This is a genomic window from Curtobacterium sp. AB7 (genome assembly GCF_044909335.1).
Classification (GTDB): Bacteria; Actinomycetota; Actinomycetes; order Actinomycetales; family Microbacteriaceae; genus Curtobacterium.
This window is the reverse complement of the sequence record NZ_JBIYED010000001.1, coordinates 435687-451083: the sequence shown is the minus strand read 5'-3', so window position 1 is coordinate 451083 and position 15397 is coordinate 435687. Positions and strand designations below refer to the sequence as shown.

Sequence of the window (15397 nt, the reverse complement as noted above, 5' to 3'; positions counted from 1 at the left end):
GGGACGATGCCGACGACACCGGCCCGCCGGCGCCTGAGCCCGGCCGAACGCGGATCCCAGATCACGGCGGCCGCCGTCGACCTGGCGCGTGCCGAGGGCCTCGCGGCGGTGACGCTCCGCGGGATCGCCGCCGTGATCGGGGTCGCGCCGTCGCTCGTCGCCCACTACCGCCCGAACATGGAGGACCTGGTCGGCGAGACGTTCCGCACCGTCGCGGCAGCCGAGGTCGCCGAGGTCCGCGCGATCGTCGCCGCTGCGCCCGACCCGGTCTCGGGTCTCCGCACCCTGCTCGGCTGCATCGCCGATCCCGCGCGCGACGACGTCGCCACCCTGTGGGCCGACGCGTGGAGCATCGGCCGCACGAACGCGGCACTGGCGACCGCGGCACGGGACGTCATGGACGACTGGCAGCTCCTCGCGACCACGGTCGTCGTCGACGGGGTGCGCGGGGGCGTGCTGCGGACCGACGACCCGGACGGCGTGGGACGCCTGCTCTTCGCGCTCGTCGACGCCACCAACGGGTACGCCCTGGTCGACTACCTCGACCGACCGACCCGCGAGGGCCTGGTGCGCACGACGATCGCCCGAGCGGTGGGCCTGGACGGGTCAGCCCTGTCGGGGTGACACCCGCCGCAGTGCCACCCACTGCAGCAGCATGATCGTCTTGCCGTCGGCGATCCGGCCGTCCTCGACCATCGCGAGCGCCTCGTCGAGTGCCAGCTCGAGCACCTCGATGTCCTCGCCCTCGTCCTCGACCCCGCCGCCCGCCTCGACCCGGTCCGCCGGTGTGTACGCACCGACGTAGAAGTGGACGCGTTCGGTCACCGAACCGGGGCTCATGAAGACGTCGCCGACGCGCACCAGGTCGCCCAGCCGGATGCCGAGCTCCTCGGCGGCCTCGCGTCGGACGGCGGTCTCGGGGTCGTCCTCGTCGAGCAGCCCCGCCGCCGCCTCGATCAGCATCCCGTCCGGATGCCCGTTCACGTACGCCGGCCACCGGAACTGCCGCGTGAGCAGGACGGTACGGCGCTCGGCGTCGTACGGCAGCACGGTTGCACCGTTCCCGCGGTCGTAGGTCTCGCGCTGCTGCCGGTCCCACCGGCCGTCCCGGCGCCGGACGTCGAGCGTGGTGCGACGGAGCACGTGCCACCCGTCCGACACGACCTCGACGTCCCGCACGACGACGTCGGGGTTGCGGTCGAGGTCACGGCCGACGGCGTCGAGTCCGGTCCGCCCACGGGCATCGGGGACGTCGACGCCGGGACGAGGGGCTGCTGCACGATCATCGGTCACCTGGTCACGCTAGCGGGGCGGCCGCTTGCACGACCCGACCGCCCGGTACCGTGCAGCCATGACCAGGACACCGTTCACCCGTCGCCCGGATCGACCGCAGGTCGTCACGGTGTCGATCGTGCTCTGGCTCCTCTGGGTCGCGGTCTGCCTGGTGGCGACCGTCCTGCAGTTCGTGGCGGGCGCGGACGGGAACGCCCTCGGCACGGTCCTGACGGTGCTCGTCGCGGTCGCGGTCTGGGGACTCGTCGGGTGGGCGGTCGTCCGCACGGCCACCGGATCGCGGGTGGCACGCATCGTGCTGGTCGTCGTCGCCGTGGCCCGTGCCGTGCTCAGCATCACGAGCGGCGAAGTCGGACTCCTGACGATCGCGCTGTCGGTCGTCGCCGCGGTCCTCCTCTTCCTGCCCAGCGCGCGCCCGTTCTTCGCCCGCAGCGATGCGGGAAGAACCGACCACGGGTTCTCCGGACCCGGCGTGTCGGGGTCGAGCCGGGCCTCCTGGCCGGATCCCGACCACCCGACGGACGCCGATCGGACCTGATCCGCCATCCGGCGACGGCCGCTCCGGGACGCCCCGGAAGAACACGAAAGGCCCCGGATTGCTCCGGGGCCTTTCGCTGTTTCGCCTGGTGCGCGAGGGGGGACTTGAACCCCCACGCCGTTTCCAGCACACGGACCTGAACCGTGCGCGTCTACCAATTCCGCCACTCGCGCCAGCCCCAAAACACTACCACGCACAGACTGCCCCCTGCGCCAACCACTACCATGCAGTGGTTGACGACCGACGACTCTGGAGACACATGGGCCTGCTGGACAACTTCGAGCGAGGGCTGGAGCGCGCCGTGAACGGCGCGTTCGCGAAGACCTTCCGCTCCGGTGTGCAGCCGGTCGAGATCTCCAGCGCCCTGCGCCGTGAGCTCGACACGAAGGCCGCCGTGGTGTCGCGAGAGCGCATCCTGGTGCCGAACGAGTTCACCGTGCGCCTCGCGCCGCCGGACTTCACGCGCATGAACGACGTCGGCCGTCCGCTCATCGACGAACTCACGCAGATGGCCCACCAGCACGCCGTCGCGCAGAACTACTCGTTCTCCGGTCCGGTCACCATCCGGCTGCAGCAGGACGGCACGTTGTCGACGGGCATCCTGCAGATCGACTCCACCACGGTGCAGCGCGACGTCGCGTGGATCGCCGTGCTCGACATCGGCTCGCAGCGGCACCGCCTGCAGCGCGGACGCACCGTGATCGGCCGTGGCAGCGACGCCGACATCACCATCGCGGACACCGGGACGAGCCGGAAGCACGTCGAGGTCCTGTGGGACGGCAAGCACGCCCAGGCCACGGATCTGGGCTCGACGAACGGCTCGAAGCTGAACGGACAGCACTTCCAACAGGCGATCGTGGAGCCGGACTCCACCATCGAGATCGGTCGTACCCGTATGGTGTTCCGGGTGATCCCGGAGAACGACGGAGGTGCTCGATGACCACAGGCCTGACCCTGCTCGTCCTGCGCTTCGCGTTCCTCGCGGTGCTCTGGCTGTTCGTCTTCGTGATCGTCTTCGCCCTGCGCAGTGATCTCTTCGGCCAGCGCGTGCGCACGATCCCCACGGATTCCAAGTCGGCTCCCTCCGGACCGACGACCCCGACGATCCCCGCAGCGGCGGCGCCGGCAGCGGCCTCGGGTGGCGCGTTCACCGACCTGATCGGGCAACCGACCCAGGCGACGCAGTCCGCATCGCCAGCCGCGACCCGCCTCGTGATCACCGAGGGCGCGCGTGAGGGCATGGAGATGCCGCTCGGCGGAGGACCGATCACGATCGGTCGCTCCAGCGAGTCCAACGTCGTGATCCGCGACGACTACACCTCGACCAACCACGCCCGGCTCGACCTGCGCGCCGACGGCTGGCTCCTCACCGACCTCGAGTCCACGAACGGCACCTTCGTCAACGGTCAGAAGGTGAGCGCTCCCCTGATCGTCGCGGAGCGCACGCCGATCACGATCGGGACGACGACGTTCGAGCTGCGGCGGTAACCCGGCATGACCGCTCGCACGTTGAGCGCCGCTGTGTCCCACGTGGGCCGCATCCGCGCGAACAACCAGGACTCCGGCTACGCCGGGGCGCACCTGTTCGCGGTCGCGGACGGCATGGGTGGGCACGCTGGCGGCGACGTCGCCTCGGCGATCGCGATCCGGCGCATCAGGGAGGTGGACCGCGAGTTCCCCTCGGCCCACGACGCCGAGTTCGCGTTGCAGTCGGCCCTGATCGCCGCGAACCAGCTCATCACCGAGACGGTCTTCGAGCACCAGGAACTGACCGGTATGGGCACCACGGTGTCCGCGATGATCCGGGTCGGCGAGCAGATCGCGATCGCGCACATCGGTGACTCGCGCATCTACCGCCACCGTGACGGCGAGCTGCAGCAGATAACGTCGGACCACACCTTCGTGCAGCGCCTGGTCGACAGCGGCCGGATCACCCCGGAGGAAGCCGCGGTCCACCCCCGTCGCTCGGTGCTCATGCGGGTGCTCGGCGACGTCGATGCCGCACCCGAGGTCGACACCGCGATCATGGACATCCAGCCGGGCGACCGCTGGCTGCTGTGCTCCGACGGCCTGTCGTCGTACCTGGCCGAAGAGCGCATCCGGCACGCCCTGGCGTCGAACATGGACGCCAACCAGGTCACGCAGCGCCTGGTCAAGGAGACCCTCGACCACGGCGCCCCCGACAACGTCACCGTCGTCGTCATGGACGTCACCGCGGACGAGGTCGACGACGACGATGACGCGGCCACCACCGTCGGGTCCGCGGCCGCTCCCCTGACCTTCGAGGCGTCGACCGGTCGCAAGCCGATCCGCCTCCCCACGATCCTGCTGCACCCCCTCAAGGTCACCACGGCTCCGGAGGACTCGCACTTCGAGCCCGAGTCCGACCAGTTCTTCGCGGAGCTCATCGCCGAGGACCGCCGACGCCGCATCCGACGTCGGGTCTCGTGGACGGTCGCGCTCGTGGTGGCCGTCGCCGCCCTGGTGGGGGCCGTGTTCCTCGGCTGGCGGATCACCCAGGACCACTACTACGTCGGCACCGACCGCGGCACGGTCGCCATCTACAAGGGCGTGCAGCAGTCGATCGGACCACTGGCGCTGTCGGACGTCTACGAGGACACCGACATCACGGTGTCGATGCTGCCGGACTACACCCGCGAGAACGTCCGCTCGACGATCAACGCGCAGTCGCTCGGTGACGCGCGCGACATCGTCGACCGACTGCGCAAGGCCGCCGAGACCGGGCAGGACCAAGCCGGTACCGGCGGTGACGGCGGATCCACCTCGTCACCCTCGCCGTCGCCGACCCGGTCGTCGACGCCCACGCCGACCCCGACCCGGGGCTCGCGATGAGCAACGCCACCGCCCAGTCGTTCACGCAGGCGATCACGATCAAGCTCCGTGAACCCGCACGTGCTCGGAACCTCGAGCTCGTGCTGCTCGTCATCGCCTGCGGCATCTGCGCCGGCGCGATGGTCCTCGTGCAGCTCGGCACCAAGGGGCGGCTGTTCGACACCTCGGTGCTGTGGGTCGGCGCGGGCATCCTCGGGCTCGGGCTCGTGATGCACGTCGTGCTGCGGGTCGTCGCGAAGAACGCCGACCCCTTCGTCCTGCCGATCGCACTCGTGCTGAACGGCATCGGCATCGCGGAGATCTACCGCATCGACGTCCACAACGGCCTGACCGGCTGGGACGCCATCGGTGTGAAGCAGATCGTCTGGACGATGCTCGCGATGGTCCTGGCGATCACCACGCTGCTGCTGGTGCGGAACCACCGGTTCCTGCAGCGGTACCGCTACATCTTCATGTTCCTGACGATCGCGCTGCTGCTGTTGCCGATCCTGCCCGGCATCGGCCAGAACATCGGTGGCGCACGCGTCTGGATCAAGATCGGGCCGTTCTCCTTCCAGCCCGGTGAGCTCGCGAAGATCACCATGGCCCTGTTCTTCGCCGGCTACCTGGTGACCGCCCGCGACTCCCTGTCGATCGTCGGCAAGAAGTTCCTCGGCATGACGTTCCCGCGCGCCCGTGACCTCGGCCCGATCCTGGTGATGTGGGGCGCCGCGATGGCGGTCCTCGTCTTCCAGCGCGACCTCGGCACGGCGCTGCTGTACTTCGGCCTGTTCCTCGTGATGATCTACGTCGCGACCGCGCGCATCAGCTGGGTCGTCATCGGCCTCGCGCTGTTCGTCGGCGGCGCCCTCGTCGCGCAGAGCGCCCTCGAGTACGTGCACGGCCGGTTCGAGCAGTGGCTCGACCCGTTCAACCAAGAGGTCTTCAGCCGCGACACCCAGGCCAGCTACCAGCTCGTGCAGGGGCTCTTCGGCTTCGCGAACGGCGGCATCACCGGCACCGGCCTCGGCCAGGGGCGCCCGTACATCACACCGGTCGCCAACGCGGACTACATCATCGCCTCGCTCGGTGAAGAACTCGGCCTGATCGGCGTCTTCGCGATCCTGGCGCTGTTCATCGTGCTGGCCTCGCGCGGCATCCGCGTCGGGTTCATGGCGCAGGACGACTTCGGCAAGCTGCTCGGCGTCGGCTTCGGCTTCGTGATCGCCCTGCAGGTGTTCGTCGTCGTCGGCGGCATCACCCGCGTGATCCCGGTGACCGGCCTGACCACACCGTTCATGGCCGCGGGTGGTTCCTCGCTCATCGCCAACTGGATCATCGCCGCGATGCTGCTGCGACTCACCGATTCCATCCCCGCCGAACAACGCGTCCAGCAGGGCGCGATCCCCGCCGCGAGCGGGCGGTCTGCGCGCGCGACCAGGAAGGAGCGTCGTCGATGAACCGACAGCTCCGCGGTGTCTCGACCGTCATCGTGCTCATGTTCGTCGCACTCTTCGTGTCGACGACGTCCATCCAGTTCTTCTCGGCGGACTCCCTCCGCGCCGACTCCCGCAATTCACGCACCATCTTGGACAGTTACTCGACCAAGCGCGGTGCGATCCTGGTCGGCGGCAGCCCGATCGCCGAGTCGACCCCGGTGGACGACCAGTACGAGTACCAGCGCAAGTACACCAACGGCGAGCTGTACTCCGCCGTCACCGGGTACTTCACCATCGGCCAGGGCAACACCGGCATCGAGAGCGCGGAGAACACCGTGCTGTCCGGCAACTCGGACGCCTCGTTCTTCCAGAACCTCAACTCGATCCTCACCGGCCAGGACGTCCAGGGCGACAACGTCAACCTGACGATCGACCCCGCCGTGCAGCAGGCCGCGTACGAAGCCCTCGGCACGAACAGCGGCGCCGTCGTCGCCATCCAGCCGAAGACCGGCAAGATCCTCGCGATGGTCTCGAAGCCGAGCTACGACCCGAACACCCTCACCTCGCACGACACCGCGAAGGTCAAGGAGCAGTACGACGCCCTGCTCGGCGCCTCGTCGTCCCCGCTGCAGAACCGCGCGATCGGCGGCGACCTGTACACGCCCGGATCCGTCTTCAAGCTGGTCGTGGCATCCGCGGCGCTCGAGGGCGGCAAGTACAACCTCGACTCGACGTTCCCGAACCCGTCGCGCCTGCAGCTCCCCGGCACGAGCTCGTACATCAACAACGCCGAGGGCGGCACGTGCGGCGGCGGCGACAAGGTCAAGCTCCGCACGGCCATCCAGTACTCGTGCAACATCCCGTTCGCCGAGCTCGGACAGAAGCTCGGGTACGACGCGATCAAGAGCATGGCCGACAAGTACGGCTTCGGTGACGCCATCGAGGTCCCGATGTCCGCGACCGCCAGCCAGTACCCCGAGGTCGACTCCACCGCGCAGCTCATGCTCAGCGCCTTCGGCCAGGCGAGCGTCCGGGTGTCCCCGCTGCAGATGGCCATGGTGTCGGCCGGCATCGCGAACGGCGGCAAGGTCATGCAGCCCTCGCTCGTCGACTCGATCACCACGAGCGACCTGAAGACGGTCGAGTCCTTCTCCCCGAAGCAGTACAGTGATCCGCTGTCCTCCTCCGAGTCCGCTGACCTCACCGAGGCCATGCAGAGCGTCGTGAACGCCGGGACCGGAACGAATGCCAAGATCGACGGTGTCGACGTCGCAGGGAAGACGGGCACGGCCGAGGGCGGAACAGGCGATCCCTACACGCTCTGGTTCACCGGGTTCGCGCCCGCGAAGGACCCGGAGGTCGCCGTGGCGGTCGTCGTCGGAGACGGCGGCGGGCTCGGTCAGTCGGGAGTCGGCAACACGGTCGCGGCCCCGGTCGCGAAGAAAGTCATGGAGGCGGTGCTGAACAAATGAGACCCACCAGCGGACTCACCTTCGGTGGGCGGTACCAGCTCTCGTCCCGGGTCGCCATCGGCGGCATGGGAGAGGTGTGGCAGGCCACCGACCTCGTCATCGGCCGAACCGTCGCACTCAAGATCCTCAAGGACGAGTACCTCGGCGATCCCGGGTTCCTCGAGCGCTTCCGCGCCGAGGCCCGGCACGCTGCGCTCGTCAACCACGAGGGCATCGCCAACGTCTTCGACTACGGCGAAGAGGACGGCAGCGCCTACCTCGTGATGGAGCTCGTCCCCGGCGAAGCGCTGTCGACCATGATCGAGCGCGAGCACACGCTGCCCGTCGACAAGGTCCTGGACATCGTCGCGCAGACCGCGAACGCCCTGCAGGCCGCACACGCGGTCGGCCTGGTGCACCGTGACATCAAGCCCGGCAACCTGCTCATCACGCCGGATGGCCGGGTCAAGATCACCGACTTCGGCATCGCGCGCATCGCCGACCAGGTCCCGCTCACCGCGACCGGGCAGGTCATGGGCACCGTGCAGTACCTCTCGCCCGAGCAGGCGAGCGGGCATCCGGCGTCGCCGTCGACCGACATCTACTCGCTCGGCATCGTCGCGTACGAGGCCCTCGCAGGTCGTCGTCCCTTCACGGGCGAGTCGCAGGTCGCGATCGCGATGGCGCACATCAACGAGCAGCCGCCGGCGTTGCCCGGGGACATCCCCGAGCCCGTCGCCGCCCTCGTGATCTCGTGCATCGCGAAGAAGCCCGCCGACCGTCCCGCCACCGCCGCCAACCTGGCGCGCGCCGCGCAGGCGCTCCGCCGTGGTGACGTCGCAGCGGCCACCGTCGCCGTCCCCGCCATCGCGCAGGGCGGCACCGTCGCGTTCAACCCGCCGCAGGGTCAGGGCAACGACGCCGCCACGGCACTGCTCGGCACCCAGTCCGGCGCGGCAGCCGCGGGCGCCGGCGGACCCGGCGCACCGGTGTCCCCGGCGGACGACGCGGCCGAGGAACCGAAGAAGAAGCGCGCCTGGATCTGGTGGGTCGTGGGTGTCGTCGTGGTGCTCGCGATCGCCGCCGTCATCGGCGCGTTCGCGCTGAACGGGTCCCCCGATCCGAGTCCGTCGCCGTCCAGGTCCGTCTCGAAGAGCCCCCGCCCCTCGCAGACGCCGACCCCGACTCCGACGCCCTCGCCCACCGAGACCCGCGTCACGCTGAGCAACGACGAGTACGTCGGCATGTCCACCGCCGAGGCCGAGTCACAGCTCCAGAACCTCGGCTTCCAGACGGCGGTCGAGGACGGCGACGCCGCACCGAACGCCGACCAGGCGAACACGGTGCAGTCGATCACGCCGACGGGCAGCGTCCTGCAGGGCTCGCTGGTGACCATCCGGCAGTACACGACGCCGCCGTCGGTGGCCAAGCCCGCCGCGGCGAAGGCCGGCACCGTGTCGTCCGACGGCTCGGTCCTGTTCAGCTGGCAGGCGTCCGAGTGCCCCGTCGGGTACACGGTCTCGACGTACACCTGGGTCGCGAAGAACGGCAAGGACGCGTCCGGTGCGACCTCGGGCACGATCTCGTCGACGGCGGTGACCATCCAGGCAGACGCCGTGGACACCCCGGTCACCTTCGTGTACTCGGTCACGTGCGGCTCCAACGGCAACACCCTGCCGAAGTCGCCCGGCTCGGACGCTGCGACGGCGACCTGGACCGCGGACGAGACGGATCCGGGCGACACCACGGACCCCACCGACGGGACCAACCCCACCGAGACCCCGATGGACGGCAACTGAACGACCCCCGGACGGGGACTGTCGACACCGTTCGGTAACGGTTCGGTCGACCCCTCGCTGACCAGCGTCTCACCAGGTGGTGCTGCCGTACACTAGCCCGGACGGACAGACGGAGGAGTACGTGCCAGAAGGTGTGACCGCGGGGATCACCCTCCTCGCCAACCGTTACGAGATCGGTGATGTCATCGGCCGAGGCGGCATGGCAACCGTGCACCTCGGCAACGACACCCGTCTCGGTCGCAAGGTCGCGGTGAAGCTCCTGAAGCCGAGCCTGGCCAACGACCCGGCGTTCCGCACCCGGTTCCGGCAGGAAGCCCAGGCCGCTGCACGCATGGCCCACCCGACGGTCGTCCGGGTGTACGACGCCGGCGAGGAGACCGTGACCGAGACCTCGGGCGCCGAGGTGCAGGTCCCCTTCATCGTGATGGAGTACGTCGAGGGCCGTCCGCTCTCCGACATCATCGCCGAGGGTGCCGTCGCTCCGGCCGAGGCCGTCCGCATCACCGAGGGCATCCTCACCGCGCTCGAATACTCGCACCGCGCCGGCGTCGTGCACCGCGACATCAAGCCCGCCAACGTCATGGTCACGCACAACGGCCAGGTCAAGGTCATGGACTTCGGCATCGCCCGCGCCATCACCGACACCTCCGCCACGGTCGCGCAGACCACGTCGATCCTCGGTACTGCGTCGTACTTCTCGCCGGAGCAGGCCCGCGGCGAGACCGTCGACGCCCGCACGGACATCTACTCCACCGGTGTCGTGCTGTTCGAGCTCCTCACCGGCCGTGCGCCCTTCCTCGGCGACACCCCGGTGGCAGTGGCCTACCAGCACGTCAGCGAACAGCCCGTCGCCCCGTCCTCGATCACGCCCGAGGTCTCTCCGGCACTCGACGCCGTGACCCTGCACGCCCTGGTCAAGGACCGCACGCGCCGCTTCCAGAACGCCGCCGAGTTCCGCTCGGACCTGCAGCAAGCCGCTTCGGGCCGGGTTCCGGCGTCCACCAAGAAGATCCAGCAGAACGCGGCGAACGACGCCTCGACGGTGCTGTTCGGGGTCGACCCGCGCACCACGTCGAACCCCGCCGCGGCCTTCCGTGAGCTCGACGACGACACCGCCGAGCACCGCCCGCAGCGCACCCAGAACCGTCCACCGGTGGCGTGGATCTGGGTCGGCATCCTGCTGACGGTGGCGGTCATCGTCGGGGTCGTGTTCTTCGTCGCCAACCTGCAGCCGGGCAAGCCGCCGGTCTCGTCGTCCGTGAGCGTGCCGAACGTGACCGGGTCGACCTACAGCGCAGCGGTCAGCGCCCTCGAGAAGAAGGACCTCACACCGGTCAAGGTCGAGGAGAACTCCGACGACGTCGACAAGGGCATGGTCATCCGCACCGACCCGGGCTCCGGGATCAACGTGGGCCGGAAGTCCAACGTCGACGTGGTCGTGTCCCTCGGCCCCCAGCGGCTCCCGGTCCCCGAGTTGAACGGGCAGTCCCAGGCAGCCGCGCAGCAGACGCTGGAAGACGCCGGCTTCCGCGTCGGCGCGATCAGTTCCGACTACTCGTCCGACCTGCCAGAGGGCACCGTGATGAGTTCCGACCCCGAGTCCGGTTCGCTCCACACCAAGGGCATCGTGATCAACCTGACGGTCTCCAACGGCAAGGTGCAGCTGCCGAACGTCACGAACCAGCAGTTCGCCGATGCCAAGGCGTCGCTCGAGCAGCTCGGTCTCACCGTGACACCGTCACCGTCGGACTCGTGCACGGGTGGCCTCGTCACGCAGCAGGACACCCCCCAGGGCGACGTCGCCCAGGGAAGCGCGGTCGCCCTGACCTACTGCGCCGCGTCGAGCCAGCCGACCAAGGCCCCGTCCTCCGACGACGGGAACGACAAGGGTGACAACGGGGACAACGGCGGCGACAACGGCGACGGTCGCTGAACGTCCCGATCCGGAACGACGCCACTGCGGCCGTCGAGCAGGCCACACGGACACGCGTGCGGCCTGACGGACCGGTGACGGGCCTCCCGTCGGCACGCTGACGGCCAGGAGGCCCGGCGCCTCCCCGCCACGCGTCCGTGCGCCCGTCGGGTCGTCTCGTCCACTGCTCCAGGTGCGTCGCCGCGAGACACCGCCGGCCGCGCCCTCCTGACGCGTCAGGCGCGGTGCGTCGCGATGAGCGGGCCGAGCCCGTCGGCGCGCTCGGCAGCACCGGACAGGCCGGTGGTCTCGAGCCAGTTGCCGACCATGCGGTAGCCGCCCTCGGTCAGGACCGACTCGGGGTGGAACTGCACGCCGTAGAGGGGGTGGTCGCGGTGCTGGACGCCCATGATGACGCCACCGCCGGTCCGGGCCGTCACGGTCAGTTCGTCGGGGACCGTACCGTCGACGATCGCGAGGGAGTGGTACCGCGTCGCCGTGAAGGGGTGCGGGACTCCGGCGAAGAGCGTGCTGTCGTCGTGGTCGACCTGCGAGGTCTTGCCGTGCATGAGCTCGTCGGCGTGCGTGACCGTGGCGCCGAGGGCTTCTGCGATCGCCTGGTGGCCGAGGCACACCCCGAGCAGCGGGGTGCCGGACGCGATCGCCGAGTGCACCGTCGGGATCGAGACCCCGGCGTCGGCCGGGGTGCCCGGGCCGGGCGACAGCAGCACGCCGTCGTAGTCGGCGATGCGGTCGGCGATCTCCGACTCGGGGAAGGCGTCGTTGCGCACCACGTCCGTGTCGGCCCCGAGCTGCTGGACGTACCCGTTCAGCGTGTAGACGAAGCTGTCGTAGTTGTCGACGACGAGGATCCTGGTCATGGCGGTTCACCGTACTCGTGGGGGATGTGTGCAGCGGTCTGCGGGCCGATCCACACACGTGGTCACGGTAGGATACCGGCCATGGCCAGTGACAAGGACCGCACCAAGCCCGCCCGGACGACCCGAGCCGACTCGGTCGACACCGCGGGGGACGCCCCGAACCCGGTGTGGTTCAAGCCGGTCATGTTCGGCTTCATGATCATCGGCCTCGTCTGGGTGATCGTCTTCTACATCTCGAACGCGACCCTGCCGGTGCCGAGCCTCGGCTCGTGGAACATCCTGGTCGGCTTCGGCATCATGTTCATCGGCTTCCTCATGACCACCCGCTGGCGCTGATCCGCAGCCTCGAGACACTCCGACGCCCGTCGCACCACTTGGTGCGGCGGGCGTTGTCGTTCTCCACAGGACTTGCTGCCGCTGATCCCCAGATCATCGAGGATCCGGCCGGTTCTCCACACTTCTCCACACTCTCCACATCGTCATCCACACCCCGACCCCGGAGTTATCCACAGCCGAGTCCACAATGGGGATAATCACACGCGTGTAACTCACTGGTTTCTCCACACCTGTGGATAACTCGGCAGACGCCTTGTGGACGAGGACTTGTCGAGCCCGGGTCGCGCCACGAGGGGACGGTGGGACGACGAACGCCCCGCCGCGGATGCGACGGGGCGTTCGGTGACGTGTGTCCGGATCGGGTCAGCTGATGGTGACCGCGTACCCGACTGCGGTGAGGACGATGCCCACCAGCGCAGAGGCGACGAGCAGGCCGATCTGCAGCGGCCGCTGCCGGATGTTCCGGGTCTTGGCGAACACGAAGCCCACCAAGAAGCCGCCGATGATCCCGCCGACGTGCGCCTGCCACGAGATGTTCGTCCCCGGGAGGAACCCGACGACCAGGTTGAGGCCCATGATCACGAGGAGCTGTACGGCGTTCTGCCCGAGGCTCCGCTGCAGCACGAAGAACGCCGCGAAGAGCCCGAAGATCGCACCGGACGCCCCGACCACCCAGGTACCGGGGGCGAGGAACGTGACGAGCATCGAACCGAAGATCCCGGTGATGAAGTACAGCGCCACGAATCGCCAGGCACCGAGCATGTTCTCGAGCATCCGGCCGAAGATCCACAGCGCCCACATGTTGAACAGGATGTGGAGGATGCCCGAGTGGACGAAGAGCACGGTCACGACCCGCCACGGCTGCGTGGGCAGCAGCAGCGAGTTGTAGGCGAGCAGGCTGGTGAAGAAGCCCCCACTGACCTGGTCGAGCAGCCAGACGGCGACCGTGATCGCCACGATGACGACCGTCGCCTTCTGGTCGAGCATCGCGAAACGCCGCCGCGCGACCGTCAGCCCGCTGGGGGCTCCGGACGCACGGCGGTTCGCGGCGAACTGCGCGCGCTGTTCACGCACGCACTCCGGGCAGTGCACCCCGACTGCCGCCGGCGTCTGGCACTCCGGGCAGATCGTCCGCCCACAGCGCTGGCAGAGCACGAAGCTCTGCCGGTCCGGATGCCGGTAGCAGGTGTTGTTCGGGTTGTACGCCTGGTCGGTCACGTGAGGATCAGACGCCTTCGACGTCGATGCTCTGGATGACCACGTCCTCGACGGGCTTGTCACGGCCGTCGGTGGGGACACCCTCGATGGCGTCGACGACGGCACGCGACTCGTCGTCGGCGACCTCACCGAAGATGGTGTGCTTGCCCTGCAGCCACGGCGTCGCCACCGTGGTGATGAAGAACTGCGAGCCGTTGGTGCCACGGCCACCCTGGATGCCGGCGTTGGCCATGGCGAAGATGTAGGGGTTCTGGAACGTGAGCTCGGGGGAGATCTCGTCGTCGAAGCGGTACCCCGGGCCACCGATGCCCTGGCCGAGCGGGTCACCGCCCTGGATCATGAAGTCCTTGATGATGCGGTGGAACACGACGCCGTCGTAGAGCTTGTCGGTGGAGACCTTGCCCGTACCCGGGTGGGTCCACTCCTGCTTGCCCGTGGCGAGGTCGACAAAGTTCTTGACGGTCTTCGGTGCGTGGTTGCCGAACAGGTTGACGCGGATGTCGCCCTTGTTGGTGTGGATCGTTGCGACAGCGGTGTGCAGAGACATGTTCCGATTCTCGCATGCACCGGCTGCGTACGGACCGGACCCACAGGTGAGGCTCCGTGACCTGTCAGGGACTCTGGTGGCAGGATGGGGTCACGCCGATCCGATGGAGGTACCAGATGACGACGATCGAGATCCCGCGCAAGCGTCGGAAGCAGATCAAGAAGCTCAAGGGCCAGACCGCCTCGCTCCTCGGAGAGCAGCGCAAGGTCCTCGAGCACGCGAACGCGATCCTGGCGGAAGCCCGGTCGAACGCAGCCGACGCAGCCCGCAAGGACATCGCCCCTCGTGTGCAGAACGCGATCGACAACGGGATCCGTCCCGCGGTCGCGACCGGGGTCCACGCTGCGACGTCCGCAGCACAGAACGCTTCGCACAAGTTCCAGTCCGAGGTCATCCCCGGACTGGTGTCGACCGCCGGCTCCGTGCTGAGCGTGACCGACCTCGCGAAGGACCCCCGGGTGAAGAAGATCGTGAAGAACGCCCAGAAGAAGGGCAAGAAGGCCAAGAAGGCTGCTGTGAAGTACGTGCCGTCACAGCAGAAGAAGGGCATCGGCTTCGGTGGTGTCGCACTCATCATCGTCGGCGTCGTCGCCGTTGCTGGTGCTGCGTACGCCGCGTACCAGACGCTCCGCGCCGACGACGACCTGTGGGTTGCCGACGACGCTGACACGGCGGAGAAGCCTGCCGCCTGACCTCCACGGTTCGTACGAAGGGCCCCGGCACTCCGCCGGGGCCCTTCGTCGTTCCGGGCGCGGCGCTGCGAGGACGCGCTCGTGTTCCCGGGTCCGGCGCTGCGAAGACACGCCCGTCGGCCGGCGCCGAGGACGCGCCCGTCGCCGAGGTTCCACAACACGCCGCCCGTTGCCCGCCGAGGTTCCACGGAAGGCCTCAGGAGCGCTCGAGATCCCAAGATCTCGGAACCTCGGCGCACCAGCACCCGCCCGACCCGAGCACGCACGACGACGCGCCGCAGGGGCGGCGGCGCGGATGAGCAGAGAACGAAGCCCCTGGGCAGACGACGAAGTCGTCAACCAGGGGCTTCCGCGAGTGGAGCCTGGGAGAATCGAACTCCCGACATCCTGCTTGCAAAGCAGGCGCTCTACCAACTGAGCTAAGGCCCCGAGTGCCACCGAGGTGATCGGCGGCGGGAT

The 15397-nt window shown here is 69.0% G+C and carries 15 protein-coding genes and 2 tRNA genes; 11 read left to right on the top strand and 6 right to left on the bottom strand.

The genetic code is table 11. The annotated features are described in order from the left end of the window. Nucleotides 1-6: 6 nt before the first annotated feature. A complete protein-coding gene (locus ABH929_RS02335) occupies nucleotides 7-624 on the top strand; it encodes a TetR/AcrR family transcriptional regulator (protein WP_263054936.1) in 618 nt (205 codons plus the stop codon). Here ABH929_RS02335 and ABH929_RS02330 read toward each other — a convergent pair. Beyond that, nucleotides 607-1293, bottom strand: a complete 687-nt coding sequence (locus ABH929_RS02330; RefSeq protein WP_263089313.1) for an NUDIX domain-containing protein — start codon at nucleotides 1291-1293, stop codon at nucleotides 607-609. The two genes, ABH929_RS02335 and ABH929_RS02330, sit on opposite strands and share 18 nt — an antisense overlap. A gap of 58 nt (nucleotides 1294-1351) precedes the next feature. On the opposite strand from ABH929_RS02330, the gene ABH929_RS02325 reads away from it, so the two are divergent. Beyond that, a complete protein-coding gene (locus ABH929_RS02325; RefSeq protein ID WP_263054937.1) occupies nucleotides 1352-1831 on the top strand; it encodes a hypothetical protein in 480 nt (159 codons plus the stop codon). An 86-nt stretch (nucleotides 1832-1917) separates the two neighbouring features. On the opposite strand, the gene ABH929_RS02320 is transcribed toward ABH929_RS02325, so the two are convergent. Continuing rightward, a tRNA-Leu gene (locus ABH929_RS02320) sits at nucleotides 1918-2004 on the bottom strand. Between the two features lie 86 nt (nucleotides 2005-2090). Between ABH929_RS02320 and ABH929_RS02315 the strand changes: the two genes are divergently transcribed. The 7 genes from ABH929_RS02315 to pknB all read left to right on the top strand — a co-directional run bounded on the left by ABH929_RS02315 (nucleotide 2091) and on the right by pknB (nucleotide 11285). Further along, entirely contained in the window at nucleotides 2091-2771 is a 681-nt protein-coding gene (locus ABH929_RS02315) for a DUF3662 and FHA domain-containing protein (protein ID WP_123292929.1), read from the top strand. Continuing rightward, entirely contained in the window at nucleotides 2768-3319 is a 552-nt protein-coding gene (locus ABH929_RS02310; protein ID WP_263054938.1) for an FHA domain-containing protein, read from the top strand. The genes ABH929_RS02315 and ABH929_RS02310 overlap by 4 nt, the downstream gene beginning before the upstream one ends. 6 nt (nucleotides 3320-3325) lie before the next feature. Further along, nucleotides 3326-4684 carry a Stp1/IreP family PP2C-type Ser/Thr phosphatase gene (locus tag ABH929_RS02305; RefSeq protein WP_159572928.1) on the top strand — a complete coding sequence of 453 codons (1359 nt, stop codon included), beginning with the start codon at nucleotides 3326-3328 and terminating at the stop codon, nucleotides 4682-4684. Next, nucleotides 4681-6123: an FtsW/RodA/SpoVE family cell cycle protein gene (locus tag ABH929_RS02300; protein WP_263054939.1), complete on the top strand. Its 1443-nt coding sequence runs from the start codon at nucleotides 4681-4683 to the stop codon at nucleotides 6121-6123. Before ABH929_RS02305 ends, ABH929_RS02300 begins: the two co-directional genes overlap by 4 nt. After that, a complete protein-coding gene (locus ABH929_RS02295) occupies nucleotides 6120-7574 on the top strand; it encodes a penicillin-binding protein 2 (protein WP_263054940.1) in 1455 nt (484 codons plus the stop codon). The genes ABH929_RS02300 and ABH929_RS02295 overlap by 4 nt, the downstream gene beginning before the upstream one ends. Then, nucleotides 7571-9352, top strand: a complete 1782-nt coding sequence (locus tag ABH929_RS02290; protein WP_263054941.1) for a serine/threonine-protein kinase — start codon at nucleotides 7571-7573, stop codon at nucleotides 9350-9352. Before ABH929_RS02295 ends, ABH929_RS02290 begins: the two co-directional genes overlap by 4 nt. A 133-nt stretch (nucleotides 9353-9485) precedes the next feature. Further along, nucleotides 9486-11285 carry a Stk1 family PASTA domain-containing Ser/Thr kinase gene (gene pknB / locus ABH929_RS02285; protein ID WP_263089378.1) on the top strand — a complete coding sequence of 600 codons (1800 nt, stop codon included), beginning with the start codon at nucleotides 9486-9488 and terminating at the stop codon, nucleotides 11283-11285. 215 nt (nucleotides 11286-11500) lie between these two features. Here pknB and ABH929_RS02280 read toward each other — a convergent pair whose 3' ends face one another. Then, nucleotides 11501-12145 (bottom strand): aminodeoxychorismate/anthranilate synthase component II, encoded by a 645-nt coding sequence (locus tag ABH929_RS02280; RefSeq protein ID WP_263054943.1) that lies wholly within the window; start codon nucleotides 12143-12145, stop codon nucleotides 11501-11503. Nucleotides 12146-12226: 81 nt separating this feature from the next. Here ABH929_RS02280 and ABH929_RS02275 point away from each other — a divergent pair, with 81 nt between their 5' ends. Continuing rightward, nucleotides 12227-12481, top strand: coding sequence for a cell division protein CrgA (locus ABH929_RS02275; protein WP_263054944.1), 255 nt, complete (start codon nucleotides 12227-12229; stop codon nucleotides 12479-12481). Between the two features lie 363 nt (nucleotides 12482-12844). Here the strand turns inward: ABH929_RS02275 and ABH929_RS02270 are convergent, their stop codons facing one another. Next, nucleotides 12845-13699, bottom strand: a complete 855-nt coding sequence (locus tag ABH929_RS02270; RefSeq protein WP_263054945.1) for a rhomboid family intramembrane serine protease — start codon at nucleotides 13697-13699, stop codon at nucleotides 12845-12847. A gap of 7 nt (nucleotides 13700-13706) precedes the next feature. Further along, entirely contained in the window at nucleotides 13707-14246 is a 540-nt protein-coding gene (locus tag ABH929_RS02265; protein ID WP_111083688.1) for a peptidylprolyl isomerase, read from the bottom strand. Between the two features lie 116 nt (nucleotides 14247-14362). On the opposite strand from ABH929_RS02265, the gene ABH929_RS02260 reads away from it, so the two are divergent. After that, on the top strand, nucleotides 14363-14938 hold the full coding sequence (locus ABH929_RS02260) for a hypothetical protein (protein WP_111083687.1): 576 nt from the start codon (nucleotides 14363-14365) through the stop codon (nucleotides 14936-14938). Between the two features lie 356 nt (nucleotides 14939-15294). Here ABH929_RS02260 and ABH929_RS02255 read toward each other — a convergent pair. After that, a tRNA-Ala gene (locus ABH929_RS02255) sits at nucleotides 15295-15367 on the bottom strand. Between the last annotated feature and the right edge of the window lie 30 nt (nucleotides 15368-15397).